The organism is Brachybacterium sp. AOP42-C2-15, from assembly GCF_052377065.1.
Classification (GTDB): Bacteria; Actinomycetota; Actinomycetes; order Actinomycetales; family Dermabacteraceae; genus Brachybacterium.
The window spans coordinates 12457-30694 of record NZ_JBQSWK010000027.1 but is presented as its reverse complement, the minus strand read 5'-3'; the positions used below and the strand labels follow the sequence as shown (position 1 = coordinate 30694).

Genomic DNA, 18238 nt, shown 5'->3' with positions numbered 1-18238 from the left:
TTCTCCGCACGCATGACCCCGCCCGTCACCCTGGACGTGGGGGTCGACGTGCTCGAGGCGACCCCCGAGCAGCTCCGCCATCTGCGCGGCAGCCGCATCGGCTATGTGCTGCAGGACGCCCTGGTCTCCCTGGATCCGCTGCGCACGGTGGGCACCGAGATCGCCGAGCCGCTGCGCGCGCACCGGGTGCCCGCCGCGCAGCGCCCTGCCCGGGTTCAGGAGCTGCTGACCTCGGTCTCCGTCCCGGAGCCGGAGCTGCGCGCCCGGCAGCTGCCCAGCGAGCTCTCCGGCGGGCTGCGCCAGCGGGCGCTGATCGCCGCCGGGCTGGCATTGGATCCCCAGGTGCTGATCGCCGACGAACCCACCACCGCACTGGATGTGACCGTGCAGGCCCAGGTGCTCGAGCTGCTCGAGCAGAACCTCTCCGCAGGCCGCGCGATCATCCTGATCAGCCACGACCTCTCCGTCGTCGAACGGCTCGCCGACCACGTGCTGGTGATGCACCAGGGCCGCGTCGTCGAGGAGGGGCCCACCGCGCAGGTGCTCACCTCCCCGCAGGACCCGTACACGCGCCGACTGCTCGCGGCGATCCCCTCGGCCTCCTCCCGGGGCGACCGGCTCTCCGACCTGCCGCCCGCCACGATCACCGCAGTGCCCCGCGAACGCGCCCCGGAGGCGGGCCCCGTGCTCGAGGCGATCGGGCTGGGCAAGAGCTACCGCGGGCCCGACGGGCGCACCCGCCCCGTGGTCCAGGGCGTGTCCTTCACCCTCGATGCCGGGGAGACCCTCGGGATCGTCGGCGAGTCCGGGTCCGGGAAGTCGACCACCGCCTGGATGGCGCTGGGCCTGACCCCACCGAGCACCGGGCAGGTGCTGCTGGACGGCGAGGCGTGGACAGGCATCCCCGAGCGGAAGCGGCGCTCCCGACGGCACCGGATCGCCGTCGTGCAGCAGGATCCGCTCTCCTCCTTCGATCCGCGCTGGACCGTCGGCCGCACCATCGCCGACGCCCTGGGCGTCGGGCAGGGCCGGCGGGGTGGAGCGCGAGGCTCCGCCGGATCCAGCGGCCGCGAGAGGGACCGCTCAGCGCGGGTCGCGGAGCTGCTGGAGGCAGTGGGGCTCGACCCCGCGTTCGCCGCCCGGCATCCGCTGACCATGTCCGGCGGGCAGCGCCAGCGTGCCGCGATCGCCCGTGCCATCGCCACCGATCCCGAGGTGCTGGTGCTGGACGAGCCGGTCTCCGCTCTCGATGTGTCCGTGCAGGCGCAGGTGCTGGACCTGCTCGGCGACCTGCAGGCAGCGCTCGGCACCGCCTATCTGTTCATCTCCCACGACCTCGGCGTGATCCACCACGTCAGCGACCGGGTGCTGGTGATGCAGGGTGGGCGGGTGGTCGAGCACGGCACCGCCGACCAGGTCCTGCACGCCCCGCAGCACCCTTACACCCGCCAGCTCGTCTCCACCCTCCCCCGCCGCGACCTCCAGGAAGCCTCATGACCACCACCCAGAACTCCCCCGCCACCGATCAGGCACTGCGCGAGTACGACGCACTGCGCGAGCGGTTCGCCCCTGTCCTCGACGAGATCGCTGCCGGCTCCGCCGAGCGGGACCGTGCCCGGATCCTGCCCTTCGCGCAGGTGCGAGCACTGGCGGATTCGGGCTTCACCGCCGTCACCGTGCCCACAGAGCACGGAGGCGGCGGCGCGGGGATCGAGACGTTCTTCCGGCTGCTGATCGATCTGGGCGAGGCCGATTCGAATCTGCCGCAGCTGCTGCGCGCCCACTTCGCCTTCGTGAACGGCCTGCTGCTCGGTGAGGAGGGAGAGGACACGGACGGAGAAGACGCTGCGAGAGAAGACGCTGCGCACTGGTTCCGTCTCGTCGCCGGCGGTGCCGTGTTCGGCAATGCCAGCCACGAACGCACCAGCGCGACAGTCGGCGACCTGGTCACCACGGTCACCGCCGACGAGGACGGCTACCGCCTCTCCGGCGAGAAGCACTACTCGACCGGGTCGCTGTTCGCGGACTGGATCAACGTCTCGGCCCGCACCGGATCCGGCGGCCGTGCCCGAGTGACAGTGCGGGCGGACTCCCCCGGCGTCACGCTGCGCGATGACTGGGATGGTTTCGGTCAGACCCTCACCGGCAGCGGCTCCTCGCTGTTCGAGGATGTCGCGGTGCCGGCCAGCCATGTGCGCGAGCGTCTCGAGGGCGGGGACGGAGCGCCGACGCCGCAGACCGCGTTCCTGCAGCTGGTGCTGCTGTCCTCCCTGGTGGGGGTGGGGCGTGCGGCAGTGCGGGACGCGGTCGAGTTCGTGCGCACCCGCACCCGGGTCTACTCCCAGGGCAGCGGCGCGACTGCCGCAGAAGATCCGCTGGTCCAGCAGGTCGTGGGCCGGATCTCTGCGCGAGCGGCGACGGCGGAGGCGACGGTGCTGGCCGCGGCCCAGCTCCTCGCGACAGCGCAGTCGGCGACCGACGAAGAGCGTGCTCACCTGATCGACGCGGCGGAGCTGCGCACCATCCAGGCCCAGCTCACCGCGGTGCCCGACGTGCTCGCGGTGACCGCGGAGATGTTCGAGGTGGGTGGGGCGTCCGCGACCTCGACCGCACGGGCGCTGGACCGCCACTGGCGCAACGCCCGCACCCTGGCCTCCCACAACCCGGTGATCTATCAGGAGCGCGCCATCGGCGACCGACTGCTGAACGGGACGGGGCTGGTCTACTTCTGGTCCACGGGCGAGAAGAAGAGCTGACCCTCATGCGCACCTGCGGGATGCATCCGGATCAGGTCCCACTCACGCCCATCCCTTCTTCGCCGACGTCTTACCCACCCCCGCGTTGAACATGTTCAGCGGATCCAGCTGTTTGAAGTGCTCGACCATCGGATCCGGGGCGGGGTAGATACGGCCGTAGTTGTGCTCCGCGGGGACGGCGGCGCCGCGGCTCTCGAGCAGCGCCGTCATCGTCTTCTTCAGCGCCACCGGGTCCACGCCCTTCCTGGCCACGTGGTCCTGGTGCAGCACGTGGCAGAAGAAGTGCCCGAAGTAGACGCTCTCGAGCAGCTGATCCGCGATCTCCGGGGGCAGCACCTCGAGCCAGTCCTGGTCATCCCGGCGCAGCGCGACGTCGAAGGTGACCATGGCCGAGGCCTCCGCGCGGTGCATGACGAAGAAGCGACTGGCGGCGCTGGCCACGCCGAAGCGGATCAGCGTGGCGCTCTCGGCCTCGCCGGCGTCGCACTCGAAGAACCCGCCCTCATGCTCGGGAGCGGCGAAGAACTCGGTGAGCAGCTGCTCGGTCGCCGCCTTCTGGTTGCCGCTGACCACCAGCAGCAGATGATGCTCGAAGCGGTCGCGGTACTGGACGAGCCGCGCCGGGATCTTCTCCGGCACCAGCGAGAAGAGCTTCTGGGAGATCGCATCGGCGACCGACGACCCCAGGCCCGGCACCTTCGCGAACACGCCGTTCGCCCAGCCCTTCAGGGCGAACATGCGCACCAGGGTGCGGGAGCCGGCGTGCTTGAGGGAGACGTACGTGTCCTTCCCATAGGTCACGGCCAGATCGAAGGCGTGCGCGCTCATGTACTCCCCCGAGATCGGCAGCGGACCGTCCGCGGCGAGGAAGGCGCGGCGCAGAGCCTCGAGGTACGCGGGATCGTCGGTGCCGATGTAGAAGGTCGCCTTGTCCTTCTCGAGCGGGAAGGTACGGGTGCGCACGGCGAACACCATGAGCTTGCCGGCGTTGCCGGAGGCCTCGTGGAGGAACGTCGGATCCGCGTTGAAGCGGGCCGGGGTGCCGGCGAGCTGGCGCACGTGCTCGGCGTAGGCGGTGCCGGTGGAGTCGGGCGGGGGCGGCGTGACGTCGGCAGCCTCCCACTCGCCGCGCTGCAGCCGGTCCAGGATGTGCGTGGGATCGGTGCCGAGGTCGATGCCCAGGTGGTTCACGAGCTGGATCTGCCCGTGCTCGTCGACCCGCGCGAAGATCGCCTGCTCGGTGTAGGCGGGGCCCTTGCGGATCTGACTGCCGCCGGAGTTGTTCGCGATGCCGCCCACCACGGTCGCCCCGATCGAGCTCGAGCCGATCACCGAGTGCGGCTCGCGGCCGTGCGGGGCGAGCATCTCCTCGAGGGCGAAGAGGGTGGAGCCGGCCAGGCAGATCGCCTCACGGGCGTCGTGGAGCAGATGGATCTGGTCGATCCGCAGCGTGGAGAGGATGACGATGTCGCGGTCGTAGTCCTGGTCACCGGGACCGGAGCCCCCGGTGAGTCCGGTGTTCGCGGCCTGGGTGATGACGATCAGGTCGTGGTCCACGCACACCTGCAGGGCGCGCCACATGTCCACCAGCGACCCCGGCCGCAGCACGGCGAGCACCTCGCCCGCCCCGAAGCGATCCCCGGTGGTGTAGCGGGCCGTGGCGCGGGCCGAGGTGAGCACGTGCTTGCGCCCCATGATCTCGGTGAAGGCCTCGACGGCCCCCGCCGATCGGTGGTTCTGCGGTGCGTGCATGTGCGGATGCTCCTTTGCCTCGGGTCAGCATCCCGATGCTACTCGCGGCCGACTATCGTGCGGTGCAGGGCAGTCACCGTGCTGCCTCGCCCCGCTGGATCCTCCCTGGAAGGACGGCACCATGCAGAGCTCCGAGGATGCGGTCCGTGCGACTGCGGCCGAGATCCCGCCCGGACGCGTGATGACCTACGGGGACATCGCCGTGGAGACCGGCCTGCACCCCCGCCAGGTGGGACAGATCGTCGCCCGCATCTCCGGGGAGATCCCCTGGTGGAGAGTCGTCCGCGCCGACGGAACCCCCGCCGCGTGTCACGGCGGCACGGCTCCTTCGCTGCTGGCGCAGGAGCACGTCCCGTTCGTGGGCGACAAGGTGGATCTGCGCAGGCTGCGCGTTCCGCGCTCGAACTGATCCTGATCCGGCTCAGGCCGTAGTCGCGCCCCCATGCTCAGCGCATCCGCAGGATCGTCGCCGGATCAGGCGGGTCTTGACGACCAGCTGCTCCACTGGGAGGGAGTGGTCGTCCAGGCGTGCGAACAGCCGCTCCGTCGCAAGCTCACCGAGCCGAGCCGGATCCTGGCGGACGACGGTCACCGCGGGATCCAGCAGATCCGCGTGCTCGAAGTCGTCGAAGCCGATCAGCGCGATCTCGTGCTGCTGGCCGCGGCGCTGGAGCGCCCGCACCACGCCGACAGCGATCGCGTTGCGCGCGGCGAACACCGCAGTCGGCGGGTCATCCCCCTCCAGCAGGGCATCCAGGATGCGGGCTGTGTCCTCAGCGGTGGATATCCCGTCGACCACCTGCAGGGAGTCCGCAGGGAGGCCGGCGTCGGCCCAGGCGCTGCGCGCACCGGCGATCCGCTGCGCGGACGTCACCAGGGTCGCCAGATGCGCCAGGACCACGACCCGCCGGTGCCCGTGCTCGATCAGGTGCGTGACGGAATCGCGGGCTCCGATCTCGTTGTCGACCATGAGCGTGTCGATGGAGATGCCCTTCGGCGGGCGGTCCACGGCGATCACCGGTGTGCCGAGGTCGAGCTCGTGCCGCAGGTAGGAGAGGTCGCCGCTCGAGGGCATGAGCACGAGCCCGTCGACCCTCCGTGCCAGGAGCGTGACGGCGCGCTGGCGCTCACGATCGGCGTCCTCGTCGGTGCTCGAGGAGAACACGCTGACGCGGCGCTCCTGGGCGGCGTCCTCGACGGCGCGGTGCAGCTTCGCGTCGAACTCGTTGTCGACGCTCGCGACGAGGAGGCCGATGCTGTCCGTGCGCCCCGCGGCACGGCGGAGGTTCCCGGCAGTCATATCGCGCCGGTAGTTCAGTTCAGCGGCGGCTCTGCGGACCTTCGCCGCCGTCTGGTCGGAGACCCCGGCTTCGTCGTTGACCACCCGGGAGACGGTCTTGAAGCCCACCCCGGCACGTGCCGCGACGTCCTTCATGGTGGCGCGCTTCTTCGTCATGCCGTCTCTTCCGATACGCAGCAAGGGGTGGTGGCCCCGAGGCTGCGAGTCCCGGGGCCACCAGCGTGTCCTGTCTCAGCCTTCGAGGAGCGCGAGACGGTCGGGATCGTCTGCGAAGATCTCTTCCGCGTTCGCCTCGGTCACGACGATCGGATCCAGTGCATAGATCGGCACGTCGATCACGCCGTTGTTCTCCGACTCCTCGGCCGCCGGCGCCTCCTCACCCTTCTGGAAAGCGGCGATGATCTCGACGGTCTTGGCCACGAGGTCCTTCGTCGGCTTGTGCACGGTCGAGTACTGCTCGCCGGCCCAGATCGACTTGATCGACTCCGTCTCGGCGTCGAGGCCGTCGACCACGGGGATGTCCTGGCCGGCGCCCTTGCACGAGGTGATGATCGCGCGGGCGATGCCGTCGTTCGGGGAGAGCACGCCGTCGACGGGCTTGTCCGAGTAGTTCGCGGCGAGCAGCGAGTCCATGCGGGTCTGGGCCTTGCCGTTGTCCCAGTCCTGGGTCGCGACCTGCTGGAAGTCCGTCTGCCCGGAGACGACCACGAGCGTGCCGTCGTCGATCTTCGGCTGGAGGACCGACATCGCGCCCTCGAAGAAGTTCGGGGCATTCGGATCGGCGGGACCGCCGCCGAACAGCTCGATGTTGTACGGGCCTTCGCCCTTGCGCTCGGCGAGGCCGTCGAGGAGGGACTGGCCCTGCAGCTCACCGGTGCGGATGCTGCCGAACTGCACCACACCGTCGACGGCGTCGGTGTTCTCGATCAGACGGTCGTAGCCGATGATCCGCACGCCGGCGTCCTTCGCCGCCTTCAGCGCGCTGCCCAGCTGGGTGCCGTCGATGGGGCCGACGACGATCGCCTTCGCGCCCTGCTGGACCATCGCCTCGATCTGCTGCTGCTGCTGCGGCACCTTGTTGTCCGCCGCCTGGATCAGCGGGGTGAAGCCGGCGCTCTTGAGCTGCTCCTCGAACATGGCCTGGGCCTCGGCCCAGTTCTGCGTCCCGAGCCACGGCAGGGACACACCGATGGTGGCATCGGCGGGGAAGCCGCTGCCGGCTTCTTCACCGCCGGCCGTCTCGCCGCCGCCGCGGCCCTCGCCGCAGGCTGCCAGGAGCAGTGCACCGGCCGCGGCTGCGCCGCCGAGCGTGAAAGTCCTTCTCTTCATGATTTCTCCTCAGGTGATGTGGAGGCCCGCCATCGGGCTCCAGGGTGGGTTGAGTGGGTCAGGTGGGTTCAGTGGCGGGCGCCGCGGGCAGGATCCCGACTGTGGGAGCGTGCCCGGGTGCTGGAGCGTGCCCGGGTGCCGAAGGGTCAGTTCTTGGCAGTTCCCGGCGCGGTCGGCGCGGTCGGCGCGATCTGCGTCGAGTCGGTGGTGCTCTCCGACGTCTTCCGGTCGCCGAAGAGCCGGCCGGTGATCGAGGGGCGGCCCTGCTGCTTGTTGTAGACGTCGAACGCGACGGCGGCGAGGAGCACGAGGCCCTTGATCACCTGCGTCTTGTCCTGGCCCACGCCCATCAGGAACAGTCCCGAGTTCAAGGTGGCCATGACGAGCCCGCCGATCATGGTCGCCGCCACGGTGCCGATCCCGCCGGAGACCGCGGCCCCGCCGATGAACACGGCCGCGATCGCGTCGAGCTCCCACATGTTGCCGTCGGTGGGTCCGGCGGAGGTCGCACGGGCGACGAAGAGGATGCCCGCGAGCGCCGCGAGGAACGACATGTTCATCATGACGAAGAAGTGCACCTTGGCGACGCTCACGCCGGAGAGCGCGGCGGCCTGCTTGTTGCCGCCCACGGCGTAGATGTGGCGACCGAACGTGGTGCGCTGGGTGATGACGTGGTAGACGATCACGAGGAAGACGAGGATCAGGCCGGGCACCGGGAAGGACGTGCCGGGACGGCCGCTGCCGAACAGGTACGTGACGTAGCCGAGGACAGCGCCGACCAGCACCAGGCGGATGATCACCGCGGTGAAGTTCAGTCCGGTCTCGCCATCGGCGACGCGCTGGCGGTGCGTGCTGATCTGGCTCCAGGCGTAGAAGGCGATCGCGAGGATGCCGAGCAGCAGCGTCGAGTTGTTGAGGTTAGTGAAGGCCGGGCCCCACTCGGGCAGGTAGCCCGCGCCGAGCACGTTCAGCTCCGGCGGCACGGGAACGCTGACGGAGCCGCTGAGCCAGATCACGCCGCCGCGGAAGATCATCATCCCGGCGAGGGTCGTGATGAATCCGGGGATGCCGATCTTCGCGAGCCAGAAGCCGTGCCAGGCGCCGATCGCGACGCCCACCACCAGGCCGGTGAGCAGCGCCGCCCACCAAGGGAAGCTGAGGTCGCGGGCGGACAGCGCCACGCACATCCCGACGAAGCCGGCCACGGAGCCGACGGAGAGGTCGATGTGGCCGATGACGATGACCATCACCATGCCGATCGCCAGGATCAGCACGTAGGCGTTGCCGGCGATGAGGTTCTGCATGTTCCCCGGCGTCAGCATGTTGCCGCCGGAGGCGATGTGGAACCCGAGGAGTAGTGCCACAAGGGCGAAGACCATCGTGAACTGACGGAAATCCGTCCCGAAAATCTGCTTCACAACATTCATGAGTGTGCTCTCTCGTTACTGCGTCGGTCAGGCGGCGGAGCCGACGGTGGTGGTCATCATGCGCATGAGCGTTTCCTGATCGGCCTCGGAGCGGGGCACCTCACCGGTGATGCGCCCTTCGCAGATCGTGTAGATCCGGTCGCAGATCCCCAGGATCTCGGGCAGCTCGGAGGAGATGACGATGACCGCCTTGCCCTGATCAGCGAGCTCCTGGATGAGTTTGTAGATCTCGAACTTCGCTCCCACGTCGATCCCACGGGTCGGTTCGTCCAGGATCAGCACCTCGGGTTCGGGGAACAGCCATTTGGCCAGGACGACCTTCTGCTGGTTGCCTCCCGAGAGGGTCGCGACGCCGACGTCGATGCCGGGGGTCTTGATGCGCAGCGACTTGCGGTACCGCTCGGCGACCGCCCGCTCCTTCGACCCGTCGATCAGCCCGCGCCGCACGACGGCGCCCAGGTTCGCGGAGACGATGGTCTGCTTGATGTTGTCCAGGAGGTTCAGGCCGAGCAGCTTGCGGTCCTCGGAGACATAGGCGAGGCGGTGACGGATCGCGTCTCGCACGGTGTTCAGCACGACGGGCTCGCCGTGGAGGAACAGCTGACCGGAGCGGTGGATGCCGTAGGAGCGACCGAACAGCGAGCGTGCGAGCTCGGTGCGGCCGGCTCCCATGAGTCCGGCGAAGCCCACGATCTCTCCGCGGCGCGCGACGAAGCTCTCGTCATCGCACACGAGCTTGCCGGGCACGTTCGGATGCTCCACGGTCCAGCCCTTCACCTCGATGATCGTCTCACCGCCGGTGTTCGGCTCGTGCTCGGGGTAGCGGTTGTCGAGCGAGCGGCCCACCATCGCGCGGATGATGCGGTCCTCGTCGACATGGCCCGCCTCGACCGCGTAGGTCTCGACCGTGCGGCCGTCGCGGATCACGGTGACCGCATCGGAGACGGCGGCGATCTCGTTGAGCTTGTGGGAGATCATGATCGACGTGATCCCGCGGCCCTTGAGACCCTTCATCAGCAGGAGCAGGTTCTCCGAGTCGTCCTCGTTCAGCGCGGACGTGGGCTCATCCAGGATCAGCAGCTTGACGTTCTTCGACAGCGCTTTCGCGATCTCGACCAGCTGCTGCTGGCCCACGCCCAGGTACTTCACCGCCATGTCCGGGTCGACGTCGAGGCCCACGCGAGCGAGCAGGTCGCGGCAGCGGCGCCGGGCTTCGCGCCGGTCGATGAGACCACCGGCGACGATCTCGTTGCCGAGGAAGATGTTCTCGGTGACGGAGAGCTCGGGGATGAGGGCGAGCTCCTGGTGGATGATGACGATGCCGGCGCTCTCCGAGGACTTGATGTCCTTGAACGCCATCTCCTCGCCCTCGAACACGATCTGCCCGCCGTAGGTGCCGTGGGAGTACACGCCGGACAGCACCTTCATGAGCGTCGACTTCCCGGCGCCGTTCTCCCCGCAGATCGCGTGGATGTCGCCGCGGCGGACGGTCATCGTGACGTCGTCGAGCGCGCGGACCCCCGGGAACAGCTTGGTGATGTTCCGCATCTCGAGAACTGCGTGCGGATCGACCATCTCTACCTCCGACTCCTCATTGAGTGCCACCGTGCGGTGGCGTTGCCGTCCCGATGATGCTGGGACGCGGCTGCCCTCACACCGGGAAGACAACGTTGTCAGTGTAGGGCCGCACTCCGACTCTTCGGTCACGCGCAGATCACGATCAGATAACTCGTGCGCGCCCGCAGGTCAGGGCCGACGTGTAGGCCGCGCCCCGGGACCGCTGTGCAGTCCCGAGGCGCGGCAGTCACCTCAGAGTCCGCGCCGCCGGGAGCGGGAGATGACGACTGCCGACGCTCCGGCGATGACCAGTGCGAGTGCGGCCGCCGCTCCCGTGAGGGCGTTGATGCCCGTCATGGCCAGGCTCCCGCCGGCCCGAGGGGGCTCGGAGCTCGCCGGAGCACCGCCCTGGGACGGGTCTCCGGCGCCGGGACCATCGGACGGCACCGCCGGGGCGGCCGAATCCGTCGGCTCAGCCGGATCTGCTGGATCTGTCGGCTCCGTCGGCTCAGCCGGTTCCGTCGGCTCGGCCGGTTCCGTCGGCTCGGCCGGTTCCGTCGGCTCGGCCGGTTCCGTCGGTTCCGTCGGTTCCGTCGGTTCCGTCGGTTCCGTCGGTTCCGTCGGTTCCGTCGGCTCCGTCGGCTCCGTCGATCCTCCTGCGAACATGGTCTGCTCCACCGGGGCCACCGTCGCGTCGACGATCTTCGCGTCGCCGCCCTCGGCGAAGGCGAGCACCTGCTGAGAGTCCGCGCCGGGGAAGATCAGCTCGGTCATCGTCCTGGTGCCGTCCTGCGCGAACACCTCGACGGAGGAGCGGTCCAGCCAGATGCTGAAGGAGACCGTGCCGTCGTCCTCGAGCGTGACCGGCGCCTCGACCTGGCCGGGGAACGCGCTGTGGAAGTCGACCTCGCCCGAGCGCGACCGGTCCACGAAGGCCTTCCCGCGCTCGGCGTCGTAGCCCACGAGGGTTCCCTGCGCGTCGTCGGCGCTGGCGGCCGGATCGGCGGTGAATCCGTCGGACGCACTCACCACGACCCCCGCGCGAGTCGCCGAGCCCGGATCGAGACGCAGATCGATGCGGAGCATGTCCCCGCTGATCGTCTCGCCGTCGGCGCTGAGCGGAGCGGTCCCCTCTGCCACGGCGACATCGGCGACGCTCTGGCGCGATTCCTCCACGAGCGAGTCCTCGGCCTGCTGGACCGGAGCATGAACCAGCTCGATGCCGTGGTCGGTGCGGCTCAGCCCCACCTCACGCGGCAAGGTCATCGCGGAGACCCAGGGAGAGACGGGGACGTCACCGGCGTAGAGCCAGTTGTTCATCCAGCCCTGAGTGATTCGCTTGCCGTCAGGGGCATCGGAGTAGGAGACGGTCGCGTAGTAGTCGCTGCCCCAGTCCATCCACTGATAGTTCTCCAACGAGGAGGCGATCGGCGCGTCCGTGGCGACGAAGTGATCGACGAGGATGTGCCCCCACCCGCCGCTGCTGTTGTCGACGATGCGGAGCGAGGCCTGCTGGCCCTCGAACTCACCCACCTCCCAGTTGTGCCAGTCCAGGTTCTCGCTGTCGGAACCGGTGGCGGTGCGGACCACCTCGCCGTCGACGACGAGGTTCACCGTGGTCTCGTCACCCCGGGGCAGTGCGGCCTCGTCGCCCATGACGACGTGGTCGAGGGTCAGGTGGCCCCAGCCTCCCGTGGCCTCGTCGACCACGCGCAGCTGAGCGGTGCGGCCCTGCAGCTCGGAGAGGTCCCAGTGGCGCCAGTTCAGCGCGCCATCCTCGGGCCCGGTCTGACTCCGCACCACCTCGCCGTCGACCATGAGCTGCACCTCGAGGGTCTCGTCGGACGCCTCCGTACGCGCTCCCCCGCCCACCAGCATGTTCAGGTAGTCACCGTCGATCGTGAATTCGGGAGAGGTCAGCGTCCCGAGGTTGTCGTCGCCCTTGGGGCCGCCCTCCCAGGTGTTGATGCGCTTGTCGCCGAGGGCGTACTCGCCGCCCGCGGTGGACGGGCTGCCTGTGGCGGCGAGGTCGCCGCTGCCGGTCCAGCCCATGTCCGCGAGGGTGACTGCGCCGTCGGCCTCCTCGAAGCCGTTCCAGAGCGCGGTGCCCGCCGGCGGGTCGTTATCAGGCCGAGTGCCCTCCCGATGCGGATTGTTCCCTCCGCCGACGAGGAAGCCGAGATGTTCGCGCTCGATGGTGAACGGCTCGGATTCCATCGCGCCGACCGGCCCGTCGCCGCCGTGGAACGAGTTGACGAAGCCTCCACCCTCGACACCGTTCACGGACTGCTGGCCGCTGACGGGCCCCTCTGCTGGCGCACTCCCGAAGGGGCCGCTCTCGGCCTGACCCTCTTCGTTCGCAACGTCCCATCCGGAGAAGTCCCCGTTCTCGAAGTCCCAGAGGACCTCGCCGTCCGGGGCAGGGATGTCATCCACGATGTTCTCTGCAGTGAAGGTGGTGCCATCGAAGTCGCCCACGAAGTACTGGCCGCCGCTGCCCCCGGCGACGGAGCCGGGGTTGAGGTTCACGATCATGACCCAGCGGGTCTCCTCGGGGTTCCCGTCCACCGGGAGCTCGAAGAGGTCCGGGCACTCCCAGATGCCGCCGACCGCATTGGCGGGCCCGAAGTCGGAGGCGAACTCCCAGTTCAGGAGATCATCCGAGGTGTAGACGACGACCTGGTAGTCGGTCGCCTCGACCGCCACCATGACCCAGTGGGACTCTGCCGGAGTCGCCCCCTCGTACCAGAACACCTTCGGGTCGCGGAAGTTGCCCGAGTCGCGATCAGCGACGGGATTCCCCTCGTACTTCTCCCAGGTGAACCCTCCATCCGTGGAGAACGCGAGAGACTGCGCCTGCTTCCCGGCATGCTCAGGATGGCTGCCCGTATATGCACTGGTGTACAGCGCGATCAGCGGGTCCTCGTCGCCCGTGCCGAGCCCGCTGGTGTTGCCGTGATCCACGACCACGGACCCCGAGAAGATGTCCTCGATGCTGTTCCCGTCATCATCGAAGCTCTGCCCGATCGCGAGGGTCTGCTCGGTCCAGGTCATGAGATCGGGGCTGGTCGCATGCCCCCACGACATATTCCCCCAAACGCTCCCCTCGGGGTTGTACTGGTAATACAGGTGGTAGAGACCGTCGTGGAACACCATCCCGTTGGGGTCGTTCATCCAGTTCCGCTCGGGCGTGTAGTGGTAGCCCGGACGGTTCGGCTCGGAGCCGATCGTGCCCTAGGAGAAGCTGGGCGCCGCGCCCAGCCCGAGGATCAAGGTGGCAGCGGCGCCAGCGCACAGGAGGCGCAGGGCGCGAGGCGGAGCTGTGGTGTGGAGCATGAGTCGGTTCCCTCCATCGGGAGTAGCCGGGATGGCGTCGTAGCGTCCAGGTGCCGTGGACGACGCAGTCGTGACGGACGCTCTGACAACGTTGTCTATTTGGTGCCGACTGCACCCTACTGAACGTTCTGCCCGGTGTCCACCACGTCACGGCACGACGCCTGCCGGATCCGAGCTGGCACTGCAGCGTCGGGCGACAGCGTGCCCCTGACGGCACCTGCGCAGGTCGGACCGGACAACTGCGATGCCTGACCGCGCGAGACCCCCCTGCTCGAAGCAGCCGAGGAGCCATGCTCTATCGTCGTGAACCAGGGGCCACCAGGCGCCCGGAAACGGACACACGTGCAGCCTTCCCAGAATGGCCATGGCGGATCGGTCACCGATGCCCCGCTCACCCTCGGACTGATCGGGGCCTCGCGCAAGCCGGACGAGCGCCGGGTGCCGGTGCATCCCGCGCATCTGGACCGCATTCCCGAGCACCTGCGGCGCCGCATCCTGGTCGAGGAGGGATACGGGCTCCCCTTCGGGATGTCCGACGCGAAGATCGCTGCGCTGGTGGGTCGCGTCGGCACCCGCGAGGAGGTGTTCGCCGCGGCCGACGTGCTGGTGCTGCCGAAGCCGCAGCACGAGGACATCCGCGCGATGCGCGAGGGACAGATCCTCTGGGGCTGGCCGCACTGCGTGCAGGACCGTGAGCTCACGCAGCTGGCGATCGACAAGCGCCTCACGCTGATCGCGTTCGAGGCGATGAACCACTGGGGCCCCGACGGCTCCTTCACGCTGCACGTGTTCCACGCGAACAACGAGCTGGCGGGCTACTGCTCGGTGCTGCACGCCCTGCAGCTGCGGGGCACGACGGGGAACTACGGACGGCGTCTCACCGCCACGGTGATCGGCTTCGGCGCCACGGCGCGGGGCGCGATCACGGCGCTGAGCGCCCACGGCATCTCCCAGGTGCGGGTGCTGACCAATCGTGCGGTCGCGGCGGTCGGCTCCCCGATCCACTCGGTGGACATCGTCCAGTTCGGTCACGAGGAGGGCCCGTACCTGAGCGAGGTCATCACCGACGACGGGGTGGTGCCCCTGGCCCCGTTCCTCGCCGAGAGCGACGTGGTGGTCAACTGCACCCTGCAGGATCCCAACGCCCCGCTGCTCTACCTGCGCGAGAGCGATCTGCCGAAGTTCCGGCCCGGGAGCCTGATCGTGGACGTCTCCTGCGATGAGGGGATGGGGTTCGCCTGGGCGCGCCCCACCACCTTCAAGGCGCCGATGATCGAGCTGGACAACAACATCCACTACTACGCGGTGGACCACAGCCCCTCGTACCTGTGGAACTCCGCGAGCTGGGAGAACAGCTCCGCGCTGCTCCCCTTCGTCGAGACCGTCATGGCAGGGCCCGCGGCCTGGGCCGCCGAGTCCGTCATCGATCATGCGATCGAGATCCAGGACGGCGTGATCAGGAATCCTGCGATCGTCGAGTTCCAGGGCCGCGAGAGCGAGTACCCCCACCGCTGAGCGGCGGGGCATCGCGTCGTCGCGCAGCGCTCAGCGAGGACCCGCGGCCGACCCGCCTCTCAGCCGACGTGCGGCAGGGTCCACCGTGCACCTTGCCCCGCTCCCGGCCCGAGCACCCTGTTTCACCTGCTCCCTGCCACGACCTCGAGCCCGAGCCGCTGCGCCGCCTGCGCGAGCTCACGGTCGAAGGTCGCGAATCCGATCATCGCGTCCCCGTAGAGCAGGGCCGTGGAGAGGTGCAGTGCGTCCATGGCGCGCAGACCTGAGCCGAGCGAGAGGGCGTGGTCGATCACCTCGTCGTCGACCGCGTCGAGGCCGGTCCGGGCGAGGATCGCGTCGACATCGGCATGAGAACCGCCACGGCGATCCACTGTCGCGTGCAGCTCGACCTCGAGCAGCCGCGAGGAGAGCAGCTCCGTCGTTCCCGCGAAGAGGGCCTCGACCTCGACCACCCCCGGTTCTCGGCTGAGGAGCTTGTAGGCCGCCGAGGTGTCGAGGTAGATCATGCGCGGTCCCCGCGCATGTCCTCGATCATCTGCTCGGTGCTCCAGCCGTGGATAGGTGAGGCGACCGTCGGTATCCCGCTCTCGGTGGCGGGCCGCAGCGCACCGCTGGCGAGGCGCCGGGAGCGCCGATCAGACTCGACCCTGGTGATGCGGGCGATCTGGCGGCCACGGTCCGTCACGGTGACCTCCTCCCCCTCCTGCACTCGCGCGAGGACCCGGGCGGTCTGCTGGTTCAGCTCGGTGCGCGTCACGTCAGCCATGGGACCACGGTACGCCTAATACTAGTTCTAGTACAGATGCGATGTGGACGACGAGGGCGCGGGCTTCCTCTCCCCAGGGTCGCAGCACTGTGAAAGAGGAAGTGCAGCCGGTCGCCGCGCTCACCGCCGGGTGATCGCGAAGGCTCCTGCCGGTACGCTCCTGCCCCCGCGGTTCGCAGGGCCCACTCGCATTCCGTCGGCCCGGTACGCACTGCCCGTCTGCCCCGGCACGAGCGCCAGCTTCGCATCAGCCGACACCACGTGAAGCGTCAGCGAATCTCCCCGCTCCACCGCGAGCTCCACTGTGGTCACCGCCGGCAGCAGCATCAGCTCGTCGAGCTCGAGCCTCCCCTCGGCGATGACCTCGATGGCCACAGCGCCCGCCGGGATCGGGACGTCGAGCCGCACGGGCCTGAGCACCCCGTCCCACTCGGTCACGCCCGGATCCCCGGCACCGCCCAGCTCGAGCGTGCCCAGCACTGTCCGTGCTCCGGCCGCGTCGATCGCACTCCAGTGCGCCACACCCGCGTCCTCGGCGAGCCGGTGGATCAGCGGATGCGCCGTCGCGCTTCCGGCGGAGACTGCGGCGAGCGCCTCGGCATCCAGCGTGAAGCGCACTGTGCCGCCGTCACCGGCGAGCACAGAGGATCCGCGCCAGTTCGACTCCCCCGTCCACGCGCTCTCCGGCGTCACGACCGCGGCGTCGCCGCTGAGCTGCGCCGACTCGGCCGGGAGCCACTGCATGCCGTGCACCTCGGGCGTGCCGTTGAGGCTCCGCGCGGTCCGCGCGAGGTCCCGGTCCTGGTCCAGCGCGATCATCGCCAGCAGGGCGTGGATCGTGGACTCCGCGCCGGAGTTGCGGTTGAGGCGCCCGTCGGGCTCGATCCCGTCGACGGTCACGCCGGTGGCCGGATCGTAGACGGGCTCTCCCGCCGGGTTCGCGCCGAAGAACCAGCCGGCGACGAGTGCGGCCAGCTCCCGCAGGCCCTCGCCACCGGTGACATCGGCCGTGCGCAGCAGGGACTCGATGCGGCTCTGGACGCCGTAGGCGATCTGCGACTCCCCGGGTACGGGTGACCAGGCGTTGTACGGGCCGCCGGAGGTGAGCAGCTGCGGGGTGAACACGCCCACGTCGGCCACCGCAGCATCGAGCCCGCGGCCCGTGACCGCGGAGGCGACGGCGAGCGCGGCCGGGGCGAGGCCGCCCCAGGCGTGCCAGAGGCTCTGCGAGCCGGTCCACGGCATGATCGCACCGAAGGGCCAGACGCCCACGGCGCCGGAGGGCATCGCCTCAATACCCTCGGCGTAGCGGTCCAGGGCCTGGGCGACGCGCTCGTCGTCGGGTCGCACCGTGAGGGCTGCGGCGAGCCCGAGCACGGCCTCGCCGGTCGCGTCGGCACCACCGGCGATCACCCAGCCGGGCACGGGGACCCCGTCGGCCGAATCCCACTGCCCGTATCTGCCCAGCGAGGCGCGCTCGAGCGCGGTCAGCGCCAGGTGCAGACGCTCGACCAGGAACGCGGTGAAGTCAGGGTCGACCGCGGCGAACACGGCGATGCTCTCTCCGAGCGCCCAGACGGTGCGGGCCAGCCAGTAGGACTCGTCGGAATCCGAGGGGTCGGGCAGCTCGATGGGGATCGCGCTGCAGTTCAGGGCGCCGTCGGGCTGCATCCACAGCACCACGTTGCCGGCGTTCTGCCCGGAGGTGACCTGGAGGTAGGTGAGGGTGCGCAGCAGCTCCCGGGCGGTCGCCAGATCGGCGTTGTCCCTGAATGCGGAGTGGGCGCGCAGGAACACGATGGCGGTGCGGGAGATGTCGTCGGCGTTGTAGGCGCCCTGGGACCAGTGGCCGGTGGCGGCGTCGAGATCTCCGCCGCCGATGCGGGTGAAGGTGCCGTCCTCTGCGCGGTCGGCGTAGGTCCACACGGCGGTGGCGCGCGGCCTCTCCTCGGCCTGGTAGGTGGTGTGACCGGCGGTGATCGTGCCGCAGCAGATCGACGGGACGTGGTGGATGTACTTCGGCGAGGGCGGGATCTACTGGGCCACCAGCGACGATCTGATCCACTGGACCCCCGGTACCACGGACGACTCTCCGATGTACCTCCCCACCCCCGGCACCTTCGACGAGGCGCTGGTGGAGATCGGCACCTCCCCCGTCCTCACCGACGACGGCCTGCTGCTGATGCTCACCAACGGCGCCACCCGCGAGGTCCACGAGGACGGCACCGTGGACGTCGACTACCGCTGCGGCCAGATCCTCATCGACCCCGCCGCGCCCACCACGGTCATGGCCAGACTGCAAGAGCCCTGGCTGCGCCCCCAGACCTACGAGGACACCCACGGGCTGATCTCCAATGTCACCTTCGTCGAAGGACTCGTGAAGTTCCGCGGGAAGTGGTTCGCGTACTACGGGCAGTCCGATACGACGCTGGCTGTGGCCGTGGCGGATCCGGCGGACGGGTTCGGGGTGGGGCTGCGCGCGGACGGGTGAGGTGAGCCT

14 protein-coding genes are annotated in these 18238 nt (G+C 69.5%); 5 read left to right on the top strand and 9 right to left on the bottom strand.

Annotated features, from left to right (window positions below; all coding sequences use genetic code 11):
- The first annotated feature begins 12 nt into the window (after window positions 1–12).
- Entirely contained in the window at window positions 13–1497 is a 1485-nt protein-coding gene (locus ACT3SQ_RS14025) for a dipeptide ABC transporter ATP-binding protein (protein WP_444601224.1), read from the top strand.
- Entirely contained in the window at window positions 1494–2756 is a 1263-nt protein-coding gene (locus ACT3SQ_RS14020) for an acyl-CoA dehydrogenase family protein (RefSeq protein ID WP_444601223.1), read from the top strand. Before ACT3SQ_RS14025 ends, ACT3SQ_RS14020 begins: the two co-directional genes overlap by 4 nt.
- A 42-nt stretch (window positions 2757–2798) precedes the next feature.
- On the opposite strand, the gene dld is transcribed toward ACT3SQ_RS14020, so the two are convergent.
- On the bottom strand, window positions 2799–4508 hold the full coding sequence (gene dld, locus ACT3SQ_RS14015; protein ID WP_444601222.1) for a D-lactate dehydrogenase: 1710 nt from the start codon (window positions 4506–4508) through the stop codon (window positions 2799–2801).
- A 121-nt stretch (window positions 4509–4629) separates the two neighbouring features.
- Here dld and ACT3SQ_RS14010 point away from each other — a divergent pair, with 121 nt between their 5' ends.
- The gene (locus tag ACT3SQ_RS14010) at window positions 4630–4917 is read left to right on the top strand and encodes an MGMT family protein (RefSeq protein ID WP_442332809.1); all 288 of its coding nucleotides are present in this window, start codon (window positions 4630–4632) and stop codon (window positions 4915–4917) included.
- A 12-nt stretch (window positions 4918–4929) separates the two neighbouring features.
- On the opposite strand, the gene ACT3SQ_RS14005 is transcribed toward ACT3SQ_RS14010, so the two are convergent.
- The 5 genes from ACT3SQ_RS14005 to ACT3SQ_RS13985 form a co-directional block, all read right to left on the bottom strand.
- Entirely contained in the window at window positions 4930–5964 is a 1035-nt protein-coding gene (locus ACT3SQ_RS14005) for a LacI family DNA-binding transcriptional regulator (protein WP_444601221.1), read from the bottom strand.
- A gap of 75 nt (window positions 5965–6039) precedes the next feature.
- Entirely contained in the window at window positions 6040–7137 is a 1098-nt protein-coding gene (locus tag ACT3SQ_RS14000) for a substrate-binding domain-containing protein (protein ID WP_441445230.1), read from the bottom strand.
- A 146-nt stretch (window positions 7138–7283) separates the two neighbouring features.
- The gene (locus tag ACT3SQ_RS13995; protein ID WP_442332806.1) at window positions 7284–8564 is read right to left on the bottom strand and encodes a sugar ABC transporter permease; all 1281 of its coding nucleotides are present in this window, start codon (window positions 8562–8564) and stop codon (window positions 7284–7286) included.
- Window positions 8565–8591: 27 nt separating this feature from the next.
- The gene (locus ACT3SQ_RS13990) at window positions 8592–10139 is read right to left on the bottom strand and encodes an ATP-binding cassette domain-containing protein (protein WP_444592449.1); all 1548 of its coding nucleotides are present in this window, start codon (window positions 10137–10139) and stop codon (window positions 8592–8594) included.
- 234 nt (window positions 10140–10373) lie between these two features.
- Window positions 10374–13349: a GH32 C-terminal domain-containing protein gene (locus ACT3SQ_RS13985; RefSeq protein ID WP_444601248.1), complete on the bottom strand. Its 2976-nt coding sequence runs from the start codon at window positions 13347–13349 to the stop codon at window positions 10374–10376.
- Window positions 13350–13799: 450 nt separating this feature from the next.
- On the opposite strand from ACT3SQ_RS13985, the gene ACT3SQ_RS13980 reads away from it, so the two are divergent.
- Window positions 13800–14972 carry a N(5)-(carboxyethyl)ornithine synthase gene (locus ACT3SQ_RS13980; protein WP_441445233.1) on the top strand — a complete coding sequence of 391 codons (1173 nt, stop codon included), beginning with the start codon at window positions 13800–13802 and terminating at the stop codon, window positions 14970–14972.
- 122 nt (window positions 14973–15094) lie between these two features.
- Here the strand turns inward: ACT3SQ_RS13980 and ACT3SQ_RS13975 are convergent, their stop codons facing one another.
- The 3 genes from ACT3SQ_RS13975 to ACT3SQ_RS13965 all read right to left on the bottom strand — a co-directional run bounded on the left by ACT3SQ_RS13975 (window position 15095) and on the right by ACT3SQ_RS13965 (window position 17664).
- A complete protein-coding gene (locus ACT3SQ_RS13975; RefSeq protein ID WP_441445234.1) occupies window positions 15095–15478 on the bottom strand; it encodes a type II toxin-antitoxin system VapC family toxin in 384 nt (127 codons plus the stop codon).
- Window positions 15475–15738, bottom strand: coding sequence for a type II toxin-antitoxin system Phd/YefM family antitoxin (locus ACT3SQ_RS13970; protein ID WP_299305800.1), 264 nt, complete (start codon window positions 15736–15738; stop codon window positions 15475–15477). The genes ACT3SQ_RS13975 and ACT3SQ_RS13970 overlap by 4 nt, the downstream gene beginning before the upstream one ends.
- Window positions 15739–15858: 120 nt before the next feature.
- Window positions 15859–17664 (bottom strand): hypothetical protein, encoded by a 1806-nt coding sequence (locus tag ACT3SQ_RS13965; RefSeq protein WP_441445235.1) that lies wholly within the window; start codon window positions 17662–17664, stop codon window positions 15859–15861.
- A 49-nt stretch (window positions 17665–17713) separates the two neighbouring features.
- Here ACT3SQ_RS13965 and ACT3SQ_RS13960 point away from each other — a divergent pair, with 49 nt between their 5' ends.
- Window positions 17714–18229, top strand: coding sequence for a glycoside hydrolase family 130 protein (locus ACT3SQ_RS13960; RefSeq protein WP_441445236.1), 516 nt, complete (start codon window positions 17714–17716; stop codon window positions 18227–18229).
- The last annotated feature ends 9 nt before the right edge of the window (window positions 18230–18238 follow it).